This window comes from Candidatus Woesearchaeota archaeon, assembly GCA_016187565.1.
In the GTDB taxonomy this organism is placed as follows: Archaea; Nanobdellota; Nanobdellia; order Woesearchaeales; family JACPJR01; genus JACPJR01.
Window position 1 is genome coordinate 1 of the sequence record JACPJR010000003.1, and the last position, 18,354, is coordinate 18,354.

Below are 18,354 nucleotides of genomic sequence, written 5' to 3' on the forward strand. Positions count from 1 at the left end.
AGTAAAATAAACGGTTTCTAGAAGATATATTTTGCGTTGTTGGGAAGAATTCCCCTTACACTACCACTGACTTTGTCCAAGTTCTGCTTGATGCTGTGGAGCACATCGACTTTACGAACAACACCTGTGTTCGTGTAGGTGCTCCGACAGGAGAAACTGTTTTCTTTTTGTTTCTTTACATTCATGGGGTGCTGGTTCATAGATAAACTTATCTCTTAATCCTGTGTCAAATTGACCTCATGTCCAGCATCAACAACAAAGGTTCTATTTTGACCCCACGCTTCATTAGGCATTTCCCCATTATCCTCCTCATGATCGGTTGCATGACAGTTCCATGTATATCGGCCATTGTCAAGGTTGCTTAAGGTAGTGTTGATTGTTAAGTTCTGGCAAGAATCACTGAGTAAACGAAATTGTGATGTATAACCCCATGCATTTAACCATTGCTGATTCAGTGCTTGATTCATAAGATGCCCCTCACTTTGTGATGTCAAGATGGTATAAGTCCCATTAGCCCCTGGATTTGTTTGGATATAAAAAATGTAGTTTACTCCTCCGATTAGAGGAATTGGCCTGTCAAATGGAATTGTTTTCCACTCCTTCGTAAAGGTTCCCCATGTATGGAGAGGAAAATCGGTAACTATTTTATAAGGTACAGATGTACATGTTTCTTCAAAACTTTGGCGATCTGATAATCCGTTAGCTGTTGTGTAACACACATACATATCAATAGAAAGATTCGGAACAGTACTATTCATTGCCGTATGTGCTTCAAATCCAGTAAAGAGGTTATTGGTATTGATTTCACGCACTAAAAACATTGAATCATAAGTTATTTCATTGACTCTACCAGCAAAAAATAGTGCACTTCCTGGAAAAAAAGGTCCTCCTTCTTCATCCCTGAAAGAATCATACGGCGTCTCATTCATGCCACAATAATAGTCTTGCTCAACATTCCATCCACTCCGATTCGAATAAAACTGTAGCTGTTTTAGATTAAAGGATGGATCACTAAAACTACAGAAAAGATCAACTGATCTGTTTTTGAAGGTTTTCCCATTCGGTGGATAATTCTGGATAACACTCGGCGATCCATCTTCAACAGTAAAGTCATAAATCACAGACTCAGCATAATTTTCTTGTTGATCAACTGCTTTAAACAGGTACTGGACAGGAGCACTTCCTGTTCTGATTGCATAATTGACTTCATTGAGAGGTGCTTTCCAGAGATCTCCCTCGTTAAAAAAGACTCGATAATCCTCAAATGTCCCTCCGGGTGGTTTTATAGAAACCCACACTTTATCGAGATCATCATCAATAATGGTTGCATACAGGTTATTGGAGACATCATCGTAAACAGGATCGAATTCTGCAAAAACATTTTCAATAACCGGTGGTTGATTAATAGCAGCTGGCACAATAGCCGTTTTAAAATCTGATTTAACCGTAATACTTGTTTGGAGCTGATTATTTCTTTCGTCTATTTCATCAATAAAATTAAGGTTATCTGCAAAGGCATCAGTAAGATACGTTCCTGCATGAAGACTTATGTTCTCAAAGGTACAGGTAGCTGATTCTCTCTTTTGTAAATGATCAAAGGTACAACGATGAGAGGTTCCGTTCAGACTGAGTTTTACCTCAAATACATCTCCTACGAGTCCTGTCCCATCATTGCTAAAATCAAAGGAAAGATTGAATGGTTTATGTTCAACGACTTGTTCAGGTGTGGTAAACAGCCGTAATGCTTGGAGGTCTGGAATACCAACTGCACTCACGTCAAAGTTTCCTGACAGGACATTATTCGTTTCGTTAGTCTCACGAATATCATTCGAGGAATCGAGTGTCCAATTGAACGCATAATTTCCTATTCGTGCAGAGGAAAAATGGATCATGCACTCTTTTTGTTGGCCAGCAGATAATCCTCTAAAAGAACAACTCCTTGGTTCTTTATCACCTAACCAATTCGCTCCCAAAGTTACCATAAATGGCACCGTAATATTATCCGTATTCTGATTCGTAAATCGTACGATCAAAGCATATTCTTGGCCTTCTCTTGGCTGCACAGGCCTTGTTACGAGTTCAATGCCTTTAAGGTCAACGCTCTTTGTACATCCTTCATCGATGCTACCGTCACAATCATTGTCAAGTCCATCACAAAGTGATTCTTGTTTCTGATACCTACTGCCATAGTTTCCAGCGTTACAACCGTGCCATTGATATGCAGTACAGGTTTCCTTGCTTCCTTTACAGACACCTAACTGGAGTGGGCAATTCCGTACTTGAGCATTCATACATTGGCATCCTTCATCTACCGTAGTGTCACAATCATTGTCTAATCGATCACACGTTACTTCTACGGTCTCATAGCTTGCTCCATAATCACAACCTTCCCACTTTCCTGCAACACAGGTTTCAACGCTGTTTGAACAGACACCTCTCTGTTTGAGGCATGCTCGGACATTTCCATCGATGCACTCACATCCTTCATCAACAGCAGTATCACAATCATTATCAAGACCATCGCAAAGAGCCTCTTCTTCCTGATAATCATGCCCATAATCTTGTGGACTACAACCCTGCCACTGATATTCCTCACAAGGTTCTCTGCTGCCTCTGCAAACACCATTTTGATTTTTACATAATCGTGTTTGAGATTGGTCACATTCACCAATGCTTTCAATAAATACTCCTAAGGGAGCATGGATCGGCATATCTTCTCGCGTTACAAGCTGAGGATAAGCAAAGATAACATCCTTCGTATTGACACTTTGTGTATCCTCTATCCCAAATGAGATTCCCAATAAGTTTCCAAGAGGATCATAGGAGTATCGTAAGGTATAATTCCCACCAACTGCAGAAAGTCTATAAAGCGTATCATACCTATACGTGTGGAAGAGGTTATTGGAGGTATCGTTACGGGCTATGACATTTCCAGCTTTATCATAACCATAGCTCAAATTCTGGTCGGTTCCTGTTTGTATACGCTGTAACCTAAAGTTATTGGGATAGTACCTATAAGTTGTGTTCATTGCATTTGCATGTGCAATAACTAGAGGGGTGTTTACTTCATTGTAATTGATATTGGTAATGACGTCACTGATTCGGTCAAGCTCTCCTTGGGTATTGTAGTTATACACAACATCCTGCCCATTTGGTAAACTGATTGATGTGATCCGATCCATTGCATCATAGGTATAATGGGTTGTAAAGGTATTGCTGCCAAGCACTTTCCGTTCTGTTATCAACCTCAGCCGTTGATCATATTCGTATGTAATAGACATCTCTGACGTTTCAAGATTACTGAGTGTGCCAAGCGTATCCTGATCATACGTGTAAATTATGATCTCTTGTGGTGATGAGTATTCCTTTTTTATTCTGTTAAGTTCGTCATATTCAATGGTTTTGTTAATGCTCCGTGCATCACGAATACCGATCTGATTCCCCGAGGGATCGTAACTAAAATTCCACCTGCCAAGATCCGGATCATTAATAACCGTAAGTCTGTTGAGGCTATCATAATAAAACAAATAAACATTGTTCATATCATCGGTTATGTTAACTAAGTTATTGCTTGCATCATAACCGTACGTTGTTAAGAAAATGGTATCATTCAAGTATTCAGTCACACGCTTAACGTTTCCATACGCATTCAGATCATATTCCATTGAGACATTATTTTCATCAAACGATTTAATGTTCCAGTGATTATACTGAATCCTTCTCGTTGATGTATCTGGATTTGTCAGCCGAGTAATCCTATCAACAGCATCGTAGGTGTAGGTTACTGAAGCAACAGTTTGAGGAGTGGTATATTCAGTGGTCGGACTATAATAAGGGTTACTTATCTTTGTAATTCTTCCTTTTGTATCATAAAAGAAGTCTAGAGTGATGTAACCCTGTTCACCTTCTTTCTTTGTCTGAATAACTCTTCCGAATCCATCTAGAAAAGTGTATGAATCATACGTTCCTTGCTCATTGCTCACTTCTCGTTGTTTTAGCATAATCGTGATGGGACGTGTGGTTACATTGTACGCAATCGTCTGTGTTGGATACGTTTCGTTATCATACGGAGAAATCGCTTTGATTTTTCTTCCAAAAGAGTCATACGTAGAGGTCTTTCGATACCCATTAGGGTCATCTTCATACAATAGGTTTCCTGTTGCAGCATCATACCCTAGACGAAATTCTTGTCCTAGAGCGTTTCTTGTTAAAACAGGAAAGGTATGAGTAATTTCATCAAAGCCAACAGTGGTTGTATAATCGTTTGGATTAGTCTCGGTCACCTTATTTCCATAGGTATCGTACGAATAGGTGGTGATCGGATTTTGACCAAATGCTAGCCACTCTTCTTTTTTGGTAAGGTCCCCTTTTGTTGGTGCAAGACCATACCCCTTATTATCATACGAATACGCACGTTGTTGTATTGTTCTTCCACCGATGTTGTCCTTTAACTCATATGATCTTGGTGTATCCACAATCCACGCTGAGGGATTGTACACATACAGATAGACCTCTTCTTTTTCATCACCAACAATACTAAGATCCCCATAATAGTTCGTACGATACGGGTTACCATACGTATCATACATATACTCCTCTTTAACACTCTTCGCAGTAGCTTGCCCATCAAAATTCTGTCTCGTAACATTTGCTAATTGGACCGTATAAGGTGCGGTGATAGTTCTACTCCATTCACTCTCAACCACATCATATTTTTTGTTATCTTGCCATACTTCCTGCCTATACTCTTTTCCTTTCCGTGCATCGTCCTGATAGTACCAATGTTTAACTAATTCTCCGGTTGCAAACTCTTCTTCAGCGTAATTAAAACCCAAAAATTCCTGTGCAGCATAGTTATATTTTCCATCTTGATAATCAATCTTCGTTACTCGAGAAAGTTGATGTTGATCAGTAAGACCATTATCTTCAGTGATGGAATCAACAACCCATAGATTGAAACCAAGATCACTAATACTGTCATCTCCGGTATTATCAAAAGAAACAGATTTTTTGTAGTCGAGAGTTATGGTTCCTCCAAGTTCATTCGTTATTTGTTTCAATAAAAAGTCTTTCGTACCTCTATGAAGATACGTTACTCTACCATCGTTCGTTTTCACCATATCAATGAAACCGTCGCCATTCACATCCGTTATCCGTACTCCTCTGTTTTTCTTGTCAGAAACAAAATCAAGAGGAATAGTCCAGCTGTTATCTTGTGTCCAACCTTTTCCGTTATTTATCCAGACCGTGCTTACACCGTCAACAGCTCTTGCAATATCGACAAGGCCGTCACCATCAATATCCATTAACCGTGTACCGTAATCAGCACCTTCTCGGCTATCATCGTCATACACAAAGTAGGTTGGAATCTCGTAAGAAGCGTCCTGCTGCCAGTTCATTCCATCGTTAAGATACACTTGCGTACGCGATGACTCTTCTCGGCTGTACAACAGATCAGGAAGACCATCACCATTAACATCATCTAAACGCAGACCACTATCAGTTCCTTCAATCTCAAAATCATATCCTTGGATTTCTACATCCCCTTTAGTGGCAAAATAGTTTGGCGGATCCCATCGAGATTCTTCACGCACCCAGCTTCCTTCAGTATTCATCCAGACTTCCTTGATGTTAGCTTCTTCATTCTCTGATCTCAGCATGTCCCCTCTACCGTCATTGTCAAGGTCAACAAATCTTACGCCATTCTCAGTACCATAAAACGTAACACCTTTATCTCTGGACTCTTCAACAAAATAGAGCGGTGGTGTCCAGGCAACATACTCCTGCCAGCCATTGCCCATGTTAAAATACGTCTTTTTAACAGGATCAGATTGGTCATGATCTGCAACAACAAGATCGGTAAAACCATCATTATTAAGGTCACTAAACCGTGCTCCCTTATCCACACCCTTACTATTATCACGTTCATGCACAAAATATACTGGAGACTGCCAAGGGCTTAAACCCGGTTGTGATGTCCATCCATTACCATTGTTTAACCAGACACTCTTCATACCACCACTACTTTCTTTTTTGGCTTGCATAATATCAAGTAAGCCATCTCTGTTCAGATCAACAAACCTAACCCCTGTATCATAATCGTCAACCTCAAAGTCAACAGGAGATATCCACGTATCGTTCCGTGTCCAGCCTTTTTCTAAAGGAAAATAATCAAACGATGTGGTAAAGAATTGTGAACTGTCTTGATTATAGCGATATATCTTTGAAAGATAAGCTCTTGTTTGAGTAATGCTTGCATATTCAAGAACGTATTTTCGTACCTGCTCATCATTAAAGGTTATGCGTACTTCTTTGAGACGATGCGAATATCGTTGCTTATTCCCCTGGACATAGGTTTCAAAAACATCAGGTCGAGTTTCGTAGATAAACACAATGTTCCGCATCCTTTCATGGTTATAAGTAATCTCCTGAGGATAGACACTACCAAAATCACCTTCGTAATTCTCGTGGTATGAGTAACTCACGCTGTTATCATGGACATCAGTAATCGCATCCAGGCTCCATCGCCAAATATAATCATGGAGATTAGACCTAAGCACTGCATCATCATTGTAACCAAATCGGAAAACCGTGCCATCTTTTGTTTTGACTATCCAATACTCGCCCTCGGCACCACCCGAACTATTGGTAATGAAAAGATAGGATTCAACTTCAGTGTGATATCTACTCCCATCATAGACTAAATCATATTCTTCACCATCTAAGTAGAGTTTGAAGGTATCGTCCACAACATCTTCAACCGTATGCTGCACGTCTCGTTGAATGTAATTCTGCGTAAGATCCCATGCTGAACTTACCAAGGAAGGAATATTCCTGCTATTATGGCTGTTATAACTCAATGCTACGGTTGGCTGTAAACCACCAATCCCAGGTGGAACGTCAAATGCATACGAATACGTTGCAGCACCGGTAAATAAACTCGTTGAGTAATATCCCTTTGTTTCCATAAACTCTTGTTTTGGTACCGTCGGATTATGAAGGAAAGGCTCTGTTCGATCTACGGCAATGGATGCTCCATCAATCAACGGAGGAACATCCGTATCATCAGCCTCTTGTAATGCTTCTTTCATGTCCAAGAACTCCTGAATCTTTTCTTCGTTGGTTGGCTGATCAACGTCGTCTGATTGAACGTTAACACTACTCTCCTCCACTTGTTCGCTCATGTCATGGGTATCGTCAGGGTAAAGAAAGATATCATCAGAGTTTATTGCAGCAGCTAGAGGTATCAGTAAGAAAAGGATTGCTATGATAAGGTACGGGATATTATTTTTCATTTTCTTCTAGTTCTTTTAATTTTTTTAATGCAACTTTTACAACTTCAAGAATCTCTTTTTCATCTTTCAATGCAGAATCTTTTTTTCTTTTAGTCTCATCAGGATTATAGAATTCAACATATCCCCAAACTTCATCTAAAACATCAAATTCCTCAGATTTCATTTGTTTTAAAAGACCTCCCTCAAAAAAGGTTTTATTAAATAAGATTTCAAACTTACTCGTATCAATTTCTTTTCTAATCAATTTCTCAAATAACTTTTTAAACTCATCAATTTTCTTCATCACTTTAACCCCCATTTAATTAACTTATCATCACTTGCCTTTATAGTAGTAGCAATTAACCCTTTATTAGGACCTTCAGTAAATACAAATGTTACTATATCTTTTCCATCAACTACTTTATAATAACCAGTAACAGCTTCTCCACCAAGCTTATGACCTTCAAAAGCCTTTCCTGTCTCAATAACATTCTGATTAAATTCTTTCCAAGCCTGTCTTTCTGCTTTCCAAGACCCACCTTTAAATTGCTTTAGGCCCAACTGTTTAGCATGTTTACTCCACCCATGATTTAACCTATCCATATTAGAAACGGCCTTCTGTGCCACGCCCACTCTTTCCATTCTGGTGAAGAACTTTCCTCCAGCTTCCAACGCTTCGTCGCTGTACTGAACAGCATCATCCGCATGATGACCATAGCCCAATATATTTGGGAGCACTGGTGCTAAAGAGACTACTGAAAGCGTTAACCAAGCAGCATTAGCCAAGGTAGGATCTTTCTTAAAGGTCTTGGCGTCTAACAGCATAAACCCTACATCGACAACATCCCAGGGAGTGTTCCCATCAGGATCCGTGTACTTCATAGGGTTGTTCAACACGTAACTGTACCTGTTCAGAGCTTGAGGATTATACACATCAGAGAAGACCGTGTCAGGCTGAGTAAATCTCCGCAAGAACGCATCATAATATCGTGCACCGTAATAATACATGGCTGTCTCTCGTTCAAGCTCTTTGCCGGTAAACAGATTTCGTTCATCACCACCATCAATGACTAAGCCGAAAGGAAGATAAGATGTTTCAGAAACAACATTTCCTGCTTCATCCGTTACCAACACTGTACTACCGAGATGATCGGGATGGAAATGGTACAGACCAACATCATCCTGTTTTGCAAGAATAACACCGTTTCTATCTTTAAAGTACACCTCTCGAAAGATAGAATCTCGGTCATGGACTTCAAGGTAGTTGTCATTCACATAATAGGTGGTTTTGTTATTACCAAAGGTATCGTACTCAACTTTCTTTACCCGTTCATCTGCAGGACCATAAGAATACTCAGCAAGAATCCTGCCACTGCCATTACCTTCTCGAAGTCTGCGGAGCTGATTAAACCCGTTGTATTCATAGTAAAAGTCAACACCCTGCACAAGGTTTCCATTTTCATCGTAACTCAAATTGTACTGGATTGAGGAATTACAAAACCCACATTCCTGAAAACAGGTGCTGCATGACTCACCTGCATCCAACGAACAACAGCCATCACCACAGCTTGGAGAACAGTCCTGCTCGCAATTACAAAAGCTTTCCCCAGAGGTACAATACTCATCGCCACAGAATGCTAAGCAGTCCTCAGGGCAGGTATAGGCATTTTCATTGTGTGTACAGAAGGTATCACCACAGATTGCAGGGCAATCCTGTTCACAGTTCTGGGCATTCTCCCAACCAGTACAAAAACGATCTCCACAAGTCGTAGGACAATCTTGCGGACAGGTTACTGGATTCTCGTTATGGGTACAGTACGTATCACCACACCTTGGTGGACAGTCGACTTCACAGTTCTGAGCATTTTCCTGGCCTGCACAATAGGTATCACCACAGGTCGTGGGACAATCTCGTAAACAAGTCAGTGGAGTTTCATTGTGCGTACAGAACCCGTCACCACACTGGGCAGAACAATCCTTGGGACAGATTTCAGCGTTTTCGCCAAAATCACATCGACGATTCCCGCACCAGGTATACGAAGTACAATACGCACTCCAGCATTGCCCTGGGTTAATACAATCATCCATCGTGTAAGGATCACCATCATCACAATCATTGTCAGTATAACACTCAATTCCTTCAGGGTGAGCAATACAACTCCCATACTGGTTACATTCACCACAGGTTGCCATGGAACAACTTCTCCCATAACATTCAGAAGGATAACCGATAGTGAGGTAATTACTCGTATAACAATTCTCGGAATTTCCACTACAGATCGGCTGCTTGGCAGAGCCGCTACAACTATTAGGGTTGTCACAACGCAGATCATACAGAGAACCACAATACGTTCCATTGGCTTTGTATTTTTTAGTGCCAGCATCGCAACAAGACCCTGAATCACACTCAGGACGCAAACATTGCTGGTTGTTGTAACTCTTAACTATAGGGGCCTCGTAAACATACATATAAACATACACATCATCAAAGTTGACATAGTCAATTTCACATTCAGATCTAGACCAATCATCAATATCACAAAAATCATTAAATTCATGACTACTAAATCCATCTTCCATGCCACAGTCTGCCTCTATTTTCAATTTTGTGTTTACATTGTAACAATCAGTATCACAATAGGAGGAAACACTATCACAGGCTTCCTGGTTTGGTGCACAGAAAAGCCAGTAATTCTGATCATTGGGACTACCTGCTAAGTCATCAGCAGAATCAAAATCATCCCCATTATCAAGATCAAAATCAACATAAGCCGCTTCACTATATTCTTGGCTGTCACAATAATATCTAGCGTTATTTTGCCAGTCAGTATTTGACTCCCAATAAATCGACATTGAAGAGTCTTCTTCACCTGTATCCTCATAATCGATATCACTACTATCAACAATGCCGTTCATCGACAAAAATCTAAAACGGTAGCAGTTATTTGGATTCGGAGGAGCATAGGAACCTATAGGAAAAGCGAATCCAGCCATGCCTCCCAATGCGTTTTTCTTATATTCGTGTCCCTCTAAATTGGCAATACTACCTGTCTCATCGTTATCCGGTAGAAATTCTCCATGATTATATACCTCATTCCAACTCCCACAAGAATCTCGGTAGCAATACCTTGTGCAATACTGACCGCTACAGTCAACATTTCCCTCCTGATGCCAACCTGGTGGACATAGTGAAGGATCACAGCTACCATACGCAGAAACAGTACCTAAACAAAGAAGAAAAACGACGATATAGAGTACCCAACGCTTATCGTTCATGTGCCCCCCACTCATTAACCTTGACTCATGCTGATCACACTAACACCCGAGTTTAAGGAAATGATGAGGGGTTAATAAATCTATGTTCGGATTTTCCGGAAAAATCTTGCCAGCTTTTTATATATTTTATATAATTTATAATGCAAAATTATAAATACTTCCTGATGATAGTGTAACTATCGGATAGTAATTACTAAGATAGCACAGAAGGGGTGATAGGAAAAACAACACGAGGATGATAACCCATGAAAAACAGCCAGATCCTTTCCTGCTTGCGAAACAATGCTCGCATGAGCTTAATGCAGATCAGTAAGAAAACAGGAATACCCATCTCAACGATTCATGACCGGATTAAGGGAGAAGAAGGAAACGCTATTCTACGATACACCTCCTTACTCGATTTTTCCAAACTAGGGTATTCCAATAGAGCTACCATTCTGTTAAAAGTAGATCGGAAAGACAGGGAAGAACTTTCCCTCTTCTTGTTTCAGCATCCGTTGATAAACTCAGCGTACAAGGTCAGCAATGGGTTTGATTTTATTGCTGAAGGAATCTTTCAGAATGTGAAATCACTCCATGAATTTATTGATAAGGTAGAAGAACGGTTTACTATGCAGGATATAAAAACACACTTTGTTCTTGAAGATTTAAAGCGAGAATGTTTTCTGTCAGATGACGAAGACTCTACGGTAAAGAACTAGAACTCGTTCTGCAACGTATATTTCCGAACTAACTCGGAAATTTTTCGACAATTTTTCACAAAGGCTTATTAAGATGCTCTTTTCCATTCACCCGGTCAAAAATGAAGAAGACCTGCACCATGCAACTAACACCCAATGAAGAAATATTGTTAACGTATCTTAGGCGTAACGCTAGAGCGAGCTTAACCAGTATGGCTCGAGGTACTCATATTCCCCTCTCTACAGTATCCAACACTATCAAAAGATTAAAAGAGATGGTGATTGTCAGGTATACAACATTCGTCGATTTTGGAAAACTCGGTTATCCCATCAGTGTTCAGTTTATTATCGAATCGAACCAAGACAAAAAGGGAGAAGAGTTTCTTATGAACAGTCTCTCAGTAAATTCTTTATCAAGACTCAGCGAGCTCTATGGCTTTCTCGTTACATGTGTCTTTAAAGACGTCAAAGAGAAAACGGATTTTAAGGAAAAACTTGAATCGCTTGGGATAAGAGTTATTGAAGAGATCTTCATTATTGAGACCATTAAAAAGGAAGAATTCGTACAGAATATTCATCAAAGTCTTACCTCTTGTTCCTTTCCTTGAATATTCAGACATACGCAAAAAGAGTTACTCCGCCAGTTGGTAGATTCACCGCCACAGCCATGGGAATGTTTTGGCTCAAATAGAATTAACTTACATCCCGTAAGACATAGTAAGTTGCTCTCCCTGTTCCTTTCTGCTTTATAACTCCTTTTAATACAAGATCATGCAAATCTCTTTTTGCGGTTGCTTTAGAACATTCAGCGATTTCTACATACATCTTCATTCCTATTTCTTTTGATACCGACAAATATTCCAAAGCTGCTTTCTGTCTTTCGTTTAATTGGCTCATTATCGGCTCATATCGGCTCATTATCGGCTCAGTCTTCTCAAGTAATTCTGTTTTTGGGCTGAATAGGATAACAATAACAGTATTTCCTGTATCCCTTATTTCAGGAAGCTTTGGTTTAAATGGATGCTCCTTGACACTATCAATAATTCTTATCCCAGCCCTCACCTAATTTTTCTATAAACTTAACTCTATTAAAAACATCTGCAATAACTGGATTTCTTGAATATTGCTCATGCACGATATTTTGAGGAGTTACATTAGCAGGTAAACCACCTGGAGAATTAAACTCTATTCTGTCTTTAAACATCCTAATAATTATTCTAGAACCCATGTTAGAATAATCTCTATGGACAACGGCATTCGTTATCAGCTCCCTAATAGCGAAATAAGGGTATTGCGGGATTACTTTTCTCGCAAGACTTCCTGCAACCACTTGTGAAATCTCTTGAATGTGTTGTCGTATATACTCGTCTGTAGAATCAACAATATCAAATAAATTCCCATAAATATCCTTAATGTCAGAATATGTTTGTGCTTTTTCCTCTCCAGGATATCTTACCATGGTAATATAATCCATAGGAAAGAACGCCTTTGGTTCTTTTCCGAATAAGAGAATACCAGCGTTGGTAATCCTTACCTTTTTGTTGATTACCCTTATGCATTTGAGTGATTTAAGTAATTCCGTATTAGACCCCTTTACTGAGATCTTATTTATCTCTTCATACCTTTCCCTGAATACATTGATTGCCCTTTCATCAATGTCTTGTAAACTGGCACTCTTACATATTTCTTCATCCCATTTAGTCTGTTTTTGCTCAAAGATCATCTTCTTCAGATCGTCAGGAGGAATGATTCTTTTCTCAGTACCAACCTTCCTATAAGCAATACCATTCAGAAAATAAGGTTTATTAGGGCCCTGTGGAATCTTTACTTCAATAATTGATTTACCCTCTACTTGTAATTCTCTTATCTGAGGGTTAAATTCTGGCTTGATCCGCTGATGGATCTGTTGTGAAATTTTTCGCAAGCTAGTGTCGCTGACAGTAGTACCAATAACTTTTCCGTCTTTATCTTTTACACCGAAGTAGACTGTTCCTCCCCTATGGTTCAAAAAAGAGCAAATTGTCTCTAAAGCATCATTTAATCTTGCTAAGGACTCTTTCAGTTCAACTGTCTGGCTTTCTTTAAATTTCATTGAGGTCTTACCTCTTGTTCCTTTATTTCTAAAAACTTCTTTAAGACATCTGGTGTGAGTTTCTCCTTTGCATCTTGAGCATTCATTGCAGCCAGTGCTTTCAGAAACATCGTTTGTACGTTCTCCAATTGCTTACTTTGCGCATCTAATTTTTCATTCATGATCTCTCGCTCTTGTTTCTCTCTTGCCAACTGCTGTTCAAGGTCGCTTCTAGTGGCATCTATAAGCATATCTTCCTTCGTAATCGTATCACTCATCCCAAGGAGTTTTGTGTAGTGGTGAACCATCTGATTGTTCTTCCATCCAAAACGATATTTCAAGGCGCTTTCGTTTTTATATCTCGGTAACCAGTAACAAGCAGAGGAATGCCTGAAATCATACATGGTTAGTTCAGAAGTCATTTTCCCTGCCTTTGTTTTTACATTCCCTAGTGTCTTTACTGCTAAGTTTTTGAAATATTGATTGACCACACGAGGAACAATCGGAAAAAGGTACATCGTTGGCTGGAGATTCTTATCTTTAATATAATCCTTAATCTGTTGAGAACATAATAACAGTTTTATTCGTCTTCCAAAGGTTTTAGAAATCTCGTCCCTTATGTTGAGTTCATAGTCGTCTCCTCGTTCCATTAACGTTAAATCCTCAATTTTGATATTCATCAGTTCGGTTGGTGCACGCATTCCTGTATCAAAAAGAAACCACATGAGCACGCGGTATTCATATTTGGCACGCTCTGCCATTTTTCGCAGATCATCGATCGTAAAATAAACAAACGTTGAATCAACCGGAGGTGATTTATCGATGTACGTAGTAATATCCTTCACCGTATTTCCCTTTTCGTTTTCTCGTCGCTGATACCAATGCCAGAAAGCAGTAAATGCCTTTGCATAGCTGTCAACAGACGTGTAAACTTTTCCCGTTCTTGTGGTAATCTTTCCATTCCGCATGGAGTCATTAAAGAAAGAAACCGCTTCACGTTGGGTAATGTTCGTGACTTTATTCTTCTTATAAACATGTTGAAATTGGTTTAAAATCCAATGCAACCTGAGACGCAGGTTTATTAATCGAATAGGTTTTACGGGCTTTTTACCGAGGGTATTGTAACCTTGCTCCATATCAGAAAGATATTCTATTAACAACTGAGCATTGAACGTCGAAAGACCCCCTAATGGGTAACCTTTCTTCTTCCAGTTCTCATGTTTTTCTCTGCTTTTATGTGGGTCTAATTTCATGGAAAACCACTTCAGAAAGAGAGAAAATAGCATTATCTATTTAAATCTTGTGGGAATTATCACGAAAACATGGAATGCCCGATGGGGGATTTGAACCCCCGTCCTTGCCTCGAGAGGGCAAGATGATTGTTCCCGCAGGGATCTTGTCGATTCCTGTGCCGGACTACACTAATCGGGCATATGGTAACTGGGCTTGATCTTAGCGAAACTCACAGCTCTATCACCTCTGCTCAGATTTGCCATGGTTACACGTATCGAATATAAATGTAGTGGGCCCAGGGGGATTCGAACCCCCGACCTTCCGGTGTCTTTGTGCTCGATAAGCTCTTAAGAGCCGGACGCTACTAACCAGACTGAGCTATGAGCCCTTTAATTGCGGCGAAGTTGAGCTTCTATTAAAAGATTTAGGTTTTCAGTACGTAGAGGAGTAGAGCAACCGTATTCTCTCGTTACCATAATCAGTTTCACGAATGGATACCTTTCTCATAAAACCTATAACAGTATACGAAAACGTAACATTTATATACAAGTACCTCTTTGGTACAAGAAACTGAAATATACTCAGAAAACAAGCAAAGAGGTGTGTATGTATGGATTTCAACGCAAAGCAAGCTACGGCTCAAAATGAGCTTAAGGAAGTCGGACAAGCCTATATAAAGGTTATTGGTGTTGGTGGGGCAGGGAGTAACATGGTTAACTGGCTCTACAACAAAGGTGTCAAGGGAGCAGAAATTATCGCATGTAATACTGATCAGCAGCATCTTGAACTTACCTGTGCCGATCGTAAATTCCTCATAGGACAAAGCCTAACCAGAGGCCTTGGCTGTGGCGGGTACCCACAGAAAGGAACACAGGCTGCACAGGAGAGCATCCAGCAGCTTAAGGAGAGCCTTCAAGGATCTGATATGGTCTTTATCTGCGCAGGAATGGGCGGTGGTACAGGAACAGGAGCTGCTCCTGTCGTTGCTAAAATCGCAAAAGACACGGGCGGTATTGTTATAGGTACCGTAACCATGCCCTTCAAGGTTGAACGTGCACGTATTGATAAGGCAGAGTTCGGACTCCAGCAATTGCGTGAAGTCTCTGACACGGTTATTGTTGTCGACAACAATCGCCTGGTACAAATCGCAGGAAACTTACCAGTACAACAGGCCTTTGCTGTTGCCAATGAACTTGTTGCAACCATGATTCGAGGAATCGTTGAAACCATTGCTGTGCCAAGCCTCGTTAACCTTGATTACGCTGATGTCAAAGCTATCATGACGGATGGGGGTGTTGCTGCAATTGGTGTTGGCGCATCCGATACCAACAACAGAGTCGAGGAAGCGGTAACAGGCGCATTAAGTAACCCCTTACTGGACATCAATTACGAGGGAGCAACTGGAGCTTTAATTCACATTGAAGGTGGCCCAGACTTAACCCTCGAAGAAGTCAGTAGGGTTGGAGATCTTGTTACTGCCAACCTTGATCAAGATGCCAACGTGATCTGGGGCGCTCGTATCAACGACGACATGAAAGGAAGGGTGTGTGTTATGACAATAATCACCGGAGTGAGCAGCCCTTGGATCCTTGGCAAGCATCACCAACAGAAGCAGCAAGCCCGCGAGCGCGAACAGTTTAGTGATGAATTAGGCATAAGCTTCATTTAATTATTAAATTTCTTTTTTTAAATTTTATTATTTTTGTTTTATAATTCTTTATCATTCTTGTTCTTCTTCATTTAAGGTAAAACCCATCTCTATTTTTCCAATGACCATCTTATGTTTTGGCATTCGCTTTACGTGTGAGTGCTTATCATAATAATAGATATCTTGCACTACTTCAAACCCCATATCATCAGTACCAAGAATGTCAGTAATCTCACGAAGAATCTTTTTTTCTAATGGCTTGTATTTCTCGTGCATCACAATGTCTATCTCAATCCGATCTGCATACCGTACGATGAGTATATTGGGAATCTTTTCCTGGTCAACGGTAAAGAACCACTTTTCACTTTCGGGCTCTTTATACGCTCGAAATGCCTTGATAAGATAACGTTGATGTGAAAGTTTCTGCAACTCATTAATCTGTTCGGCAGATGGGACCTTTTCTTTCATTAATCGTTGGATAAGTGCTTCAGCATCCTCTTTGCTCTCTGCACTGTATTCCTCGCTGCAGCTCGTGGTCTGAGCTGTTCGGTAGGTTTTGAAGATAGTCCATCGTTTCGTTTCATCTTGACGGGCTTCAATATAGACCCTTACCTGTCCCTGTTCATGTTCATAGCTCATGAACTCTGTAGTATGCGCAATTTTTTTCCACATAAAGAACACCTTACCTCTAGTAACGATGAATGATATGTTCTATAAAAACTTTATTAATTTTATGAGAAAAATATAAATAGGATAGTGTTGTCCATCTCATCATAAGTACAAAGGTGAGTTGGTGGACGCAATACTACGGAGGGTTGGATGCCATGATTACTGATGCAAATATACACAAGCAGTTACTATATACACTCAAGGAAACTCATTTTGACCAATTAGGAAAAAGATACGAGGGGAAAGTACGTGACAATTATAGTAACGAGAGAAAGCAAGAGCGGACTATTGTTACGACGGACAGAATCTCTGCATTTGACGTGGTTTTAGGGACCATTCCTTTCAAAGGTCAGGTGCTCAACCAAATGGCATTGTTTTGGTTTGCGCATACCACAGACATTATCAATAACCATGTTTTGAGCTCACCAGATCCTAATGTCATGGTCGTGCGTGAACTTACGTCTTTTCCTGTTGAAATGGTTGTTCGTGGTTATCTCACCGGGGTTACCAAAACATCGGTGTGGTACAACTATAGCAATGGTGTTCGTTTGTTTTGTGGAAATAAACTCCCTGAAGGGATGAAAAAAGATCAGAGGTTTGCCAAGCCCATGTTAACTCCGACAACAAAGGCAGAAAAGGGTGGTCATGATGAATCGATTAGTCCGGAAGAGATTGTCCAGCGAGGGCTTATTGATAGAGAAACGTTTGCGCAACTAACATCGGTAAGCTTTCAATTGTTTGAACGCGGAACAGCACTTGCAGCCAAACAGGGTATTATTCTTGTAGACACTAAGTATGAGTTTGGTTATTATGAAGAAAAAGATGTTCAGGGAAAGAAGCGAAAGGTTATTTGCTTAATGGATGAAATTCATACCCCAGATTCTTCACGCTTCTGGTTTGCCGATGAATACAAAGAGCGATTTACCAAGGGATTGGAACAGAAGAAAATTGATAAAGAGTACGTCAGAAAATGGTATGCTGATCAGGGGTATATTGGTGATGGAGCCCCTCCGCAACTTCAAGATGATATCCGTGTCGAGGCAGCCAAACGGTATATCCAGGCGTATGAGCTTATCACTGGACAGATCTTTTCAGCTGATGTCGGTGATGTAATCGGAAGGATCAAAAGAAATCTTGGAATAAAGTAAAGATCAGTTACCAAGGAGACCAGTATACTATGCCAACACCCTTTGAAGAAAGCGTCTATGCATTACTTCGTCAGGTTCCTGCAGGGAAGGTAACCACGTACAAGGCATTAGCAGAAGCATTAGGGACAAAGGCATATCGTGCTATAGGAACTGCGCTTCACAAAAACCCATACGCTCCGGAAGTTCCCTGTCATCGTGTTGTTACGAGTACAGGATTTGTTGGCGGCTTTGCCCATGGCACACCCCAAAAAATAGCTATGCTACAGAAGGAGGGCATTACCATTGACCAGAACGGGTATCTTGATCTGTCAGCATATTTTTTCACGGTTAAACCTTAAGGTCTAAATCAAAGGGC

13 protein-coding genes and 2 tRNA genes are annotated in these 18,354 nt (G+C 40.3%); 5 read left to right on the forward strand and 10 right to left on the reverse strand.

Going from position 1 to position 18,354, the window contains the following annotated elements:
• Nucleotides 1-17 precede the first annotated feature (17 nt).
• Genes HYW21_00455 through HYW21_00470 form a run of 4 tightly spaced genes read right to left on the reverse strand, consistent with a single transcriptional unit; the run spans nucleotide 18 to nucleotide 10,550 of the window.
• The gene (locus HYW21_00455; GenBank protein ID MBI2547801.1) at nucleotides 18-200 is read right to left on the reverse strand and encodes a hypothetical protein; all 183 of its coding nucleotides are present in this window, start codon (nucleotides 198-200) and stop codon (nucleotides 18-20) included.
• Nucleotides 201-215: 15 nt separating this feature from the next.
• The gene (locus HYW21_00460; GenBank protein MBI2547802.1) at nucleotides 216-7,295 is read right to left on the reverse strand and encodes a VCBS repeat-containing protein; all 7,080 of its coding nucleotides are present in this window, start codon (nucleotides 7,293-7,295) and stop codon (nucleotides 216-218) included.
• Nucleotides 7,285-7,578, reverse strand: coding sequence for a hypothetical protein (locus HYW21_00465; protein MBI2547803.1), 294 nt, complete (start codon nucleotides 7,576-7,578; stop codon nucleotides 7,285-7,287). The genes HYW21_00460 and HYW21_00465 overlap by 11 nt, the downstream gene beginning before the upstream one ends.
• Complete coding sequence (locus tag HYW21_00470; GenBank protein ID MBI2547804.1) at nucleotides 7,578-10,550, reverse strand: hypothetical protein; 2,973 nt, start codon at nucleotides 10,548-10,550, stop codon at nucleotides 7,578-7,580. The genes HYW21_00465 and HYW21_00470 overlap by 1 nt, the downstream gene beginning before the upstream one ends.
• Nucleotides 10,551-10,795: 245 nt before the next feature.
• On the opposite strand from HYW21_00470, the gene HYW21_00475 reads away from it, so the two are divergent.
• Both HYW21_00475 and HYW21_00480 read left to right on the forward strand, forming a co-directional pair.
• The gene (locus HYW21_00475; GenBank protein ID MBI2547805.1) at nucleotides 10,796-11,251 is read left to right on the forward strand and encodes an Lrp/AsnC family transcriptional regulator; all 456 of its coding nucleotides are present in this window, start codon (nucleotides 10,796-10,798) and stop codon (nucleotides 11,249-11,251) included.
• A 101-nt stretch (nucleotides 11,252-11,352) separates the two neighbouring features.
• Entirely contained in the window at nucleotides 11,353-11,838 is a 486-nt protein-coding gene (locus HYW21_00480; protein ID MBI2547806.1) for an Lrp/AsnC family transcriptional regulator, read from the forward strand.
• Between the two features lie 85 nt (nucleotides 11,839-11,923).
• Here HYW21_00480 and HYW21_00485 read toward each other — a convergent pair whose 3' ends face one another.
• The 5 genes from HYW21_00485 to HYW21_00505 all read right to left on the reverse strand — a co-directional run bounded on the left by HYW21_00485 (nucleotide 11,924) and on the right by HYW21_00505 (nucleotide 14,922).
• Entirely contained in the window at nucleotides 11,924-12,292 is a 369-nt protein-coding gene (locus tag HYW21_00485; GenBank protein ID MBI2547807.1) for a hypothetical protein, read from the reverse strand.
• Complete coding sequence (locus HYW21_00490; GenBank protein MBI2547808.1) at nucleotides 12,267-13,322, reverse strand: putative DNA binding domain-containing protein; 1,056 nt, start codon at nucleotides 13,320-13,322, stop codon at nucleotides 12,267-12,269. Before HYW21_00490 ends, HYW21_00485 begins: the two co-directional genes overlap by 26 nt.
• Nucleotides 13,319-14,554: a site-specific integrase gene (locus tag HYW21_00495; GenBank protein MBI2547809.1), complete on the reverse strand. Its 1,236-nt coding sequence runs from the start codon at nucleotides 14,552-14,554 to the stop codon at nucleotides 13,319-13,321. Before HYW21_00495 ends, HYW21_00490 begins: the two co-directional genes overlap by 4 nt.
• Before the next feature lie 75 nt (nucleotides 14,555-14,629).
• Nucleotides 14,630-14,732 (reverse strand) — tRNA-Glu (locus HYW21_00500).
• A 92-nt stretch (nucleotides 14,733-14,824) separates the two neighbouring features.
• Nucleotides 14,825-14,922 (reverse strand) — tRNA-Lys (locus tag HYW21_00505).
• A 222-nt stretch (nucleotides 14,923-15,144) separates the two neighbouring features.
• Here HYW21_00505 and ftsZ point away from each other — a divergent pair.
• On the forward strand, nucleotides 15,145-16,203 hold the full coding sequence (gene ftsZ / locus HYW21_00510) for a cell division protein FtsZ (protein ID MBI2547810.1): 1,059 nt from the start codon (nucleotides 15,145-15,147) through the stop codon (nucleotides 16,201-16,203).
• Between the two features lie 51 nt (nucleotides 16,204-16,254).
• Here ftsZ and HYW21_00515 read toward each other — a convergent pair whose 3' ends face one another.
• A complete protein-coding gene (locus HYW21_00515) occupies nucleotides 16,255-16,854 on the reverse strand; it encodes a hypothetical protein (GenBank protein MBI2547811.1) in 600 nt (199 codons plus the stop codon).
• Nucleotides 16,855-17,006: 152 nt separating this feature from the next.
• Between HYW21_00515 and HYW21_00520 the strand changes: the two genes are divergently transcribed.
• Together HYW21_00520 and HYW21_00525 are read left to right on the forward strand one after the other, a co-directional pair.
• A complete protein-coding gene (locus tag HYW21_00520; GenBank protein MBI2547812.1) occupies nucleotides 17,007-17,999 on the forward strand; it encodes a phosphoribosylaminoimidazolesuccinocarboxamide synthase in 993 nt (330 codons plus the stop codon).
• A gap of 29 nt (nucleotides 18,000-18,028) precedes the next feature.
• Nucleotides 18,029-18,337, forward strand: coding sequence for an MGMT family protein (locus tag HYW21_00525; protein ID MBI2547813.1), 309 nt, complete (start codon nucleotides 18,029-18,031; stop codon nucleotides 18,335-18,337).
• Nucleotides 18,338-18,354: the final 17 nt, after the last annotated feature.

What these genes read in the sequence shown, in the direction of transcription:
- HYW21_00460 (MBI2547802.1), bottom strand. Translation starts at nt 7,295, where the DNA reads ATGAAAAATAATATCCCGTACCTTATCATAGCAATCCTTTTCTTACTG.
- HYW21_00525 (MBI2547813.1), top strand. Translation starts at nt 18,029, where the DNA reads ATGCCAACACCCTTTGAAGAAAGCGTCTATGCATTACTTCGTCAGGTT.
- HYW21_00515 (MBI2547811.1), bottom strand. Translation starts at nt 16,854, where the DNA reads ATGTGGAAAAAAATTGCGCATACTACAGAGTTCATGAGCTATGAACAT.
- HYW21_00455 (MBI2547801.1), bottom strand. Translation starts at nt 200, where the DNA reads ATGAACCAGCACCCCATGAATGTAAAGAAACAAAAAGAAAACAGTTTC.
- HYW21_00480 (MBI2547806.1), top strand. Translation starts at nt 11,353, where the DNA reads ATGAAGAAGACCTGCACCATGCAACTAACACCCAATGAAGAAATATTG.
- HYW21_00470 (MBI2547804.1), bottom strand. Translation starts at nt 10,550, where the DNA reads ATGAACGATAAGCGTTGGGTACTCTATATCGTCGTTTTTCTTCTTTGT.
- HYW21_00520 (MBI2547812.1), top strand. Translation starts at nt 17,007, where the DNA reads ATGATTACTGATGCAAATATACACAAGCAGTTACTATATACACTCAAG.
- HYW21_00495 (MBI2547809.1), bottom strand. Translation starts at nt 14,554, where the DNA reads ATGAAATTAGACCCACATAAAAGCAGAGAAAAACATGAGAACTGGAAG.
- ftsZ (MBI2547810.1), top strand. Translation starts at nt 15,145, where the DNA reads ATGGATTTCAACGCAAAGCAAGCTACGGCTCAAAATGAGCTTAAGGAA.
- HYW21_00465 (MBI2547803.1), bottom strand. Translation starts at nt 7,578, where the DNA reads ATGAAGAAAATTGATGAGTTTAAAAAGTTATTTGAGAAATTGATTAGA.
- HYW21_00475 (MBI2547805.1), top strand. Translation starts at nt 10,796, where the DNA reads ATGAAAAACAGCCAGATCCTTTCCTGCTTGCGAAACAATGCTCGCATG.
- HYW21_00490 (MBI2547808.1), bottom strand. Translation starts at nt 13,322, where the DNA reads ATGAAATTTAAAGAAAGCCAGACAGTTGAACTGAAAGAGTCCTTAGCA.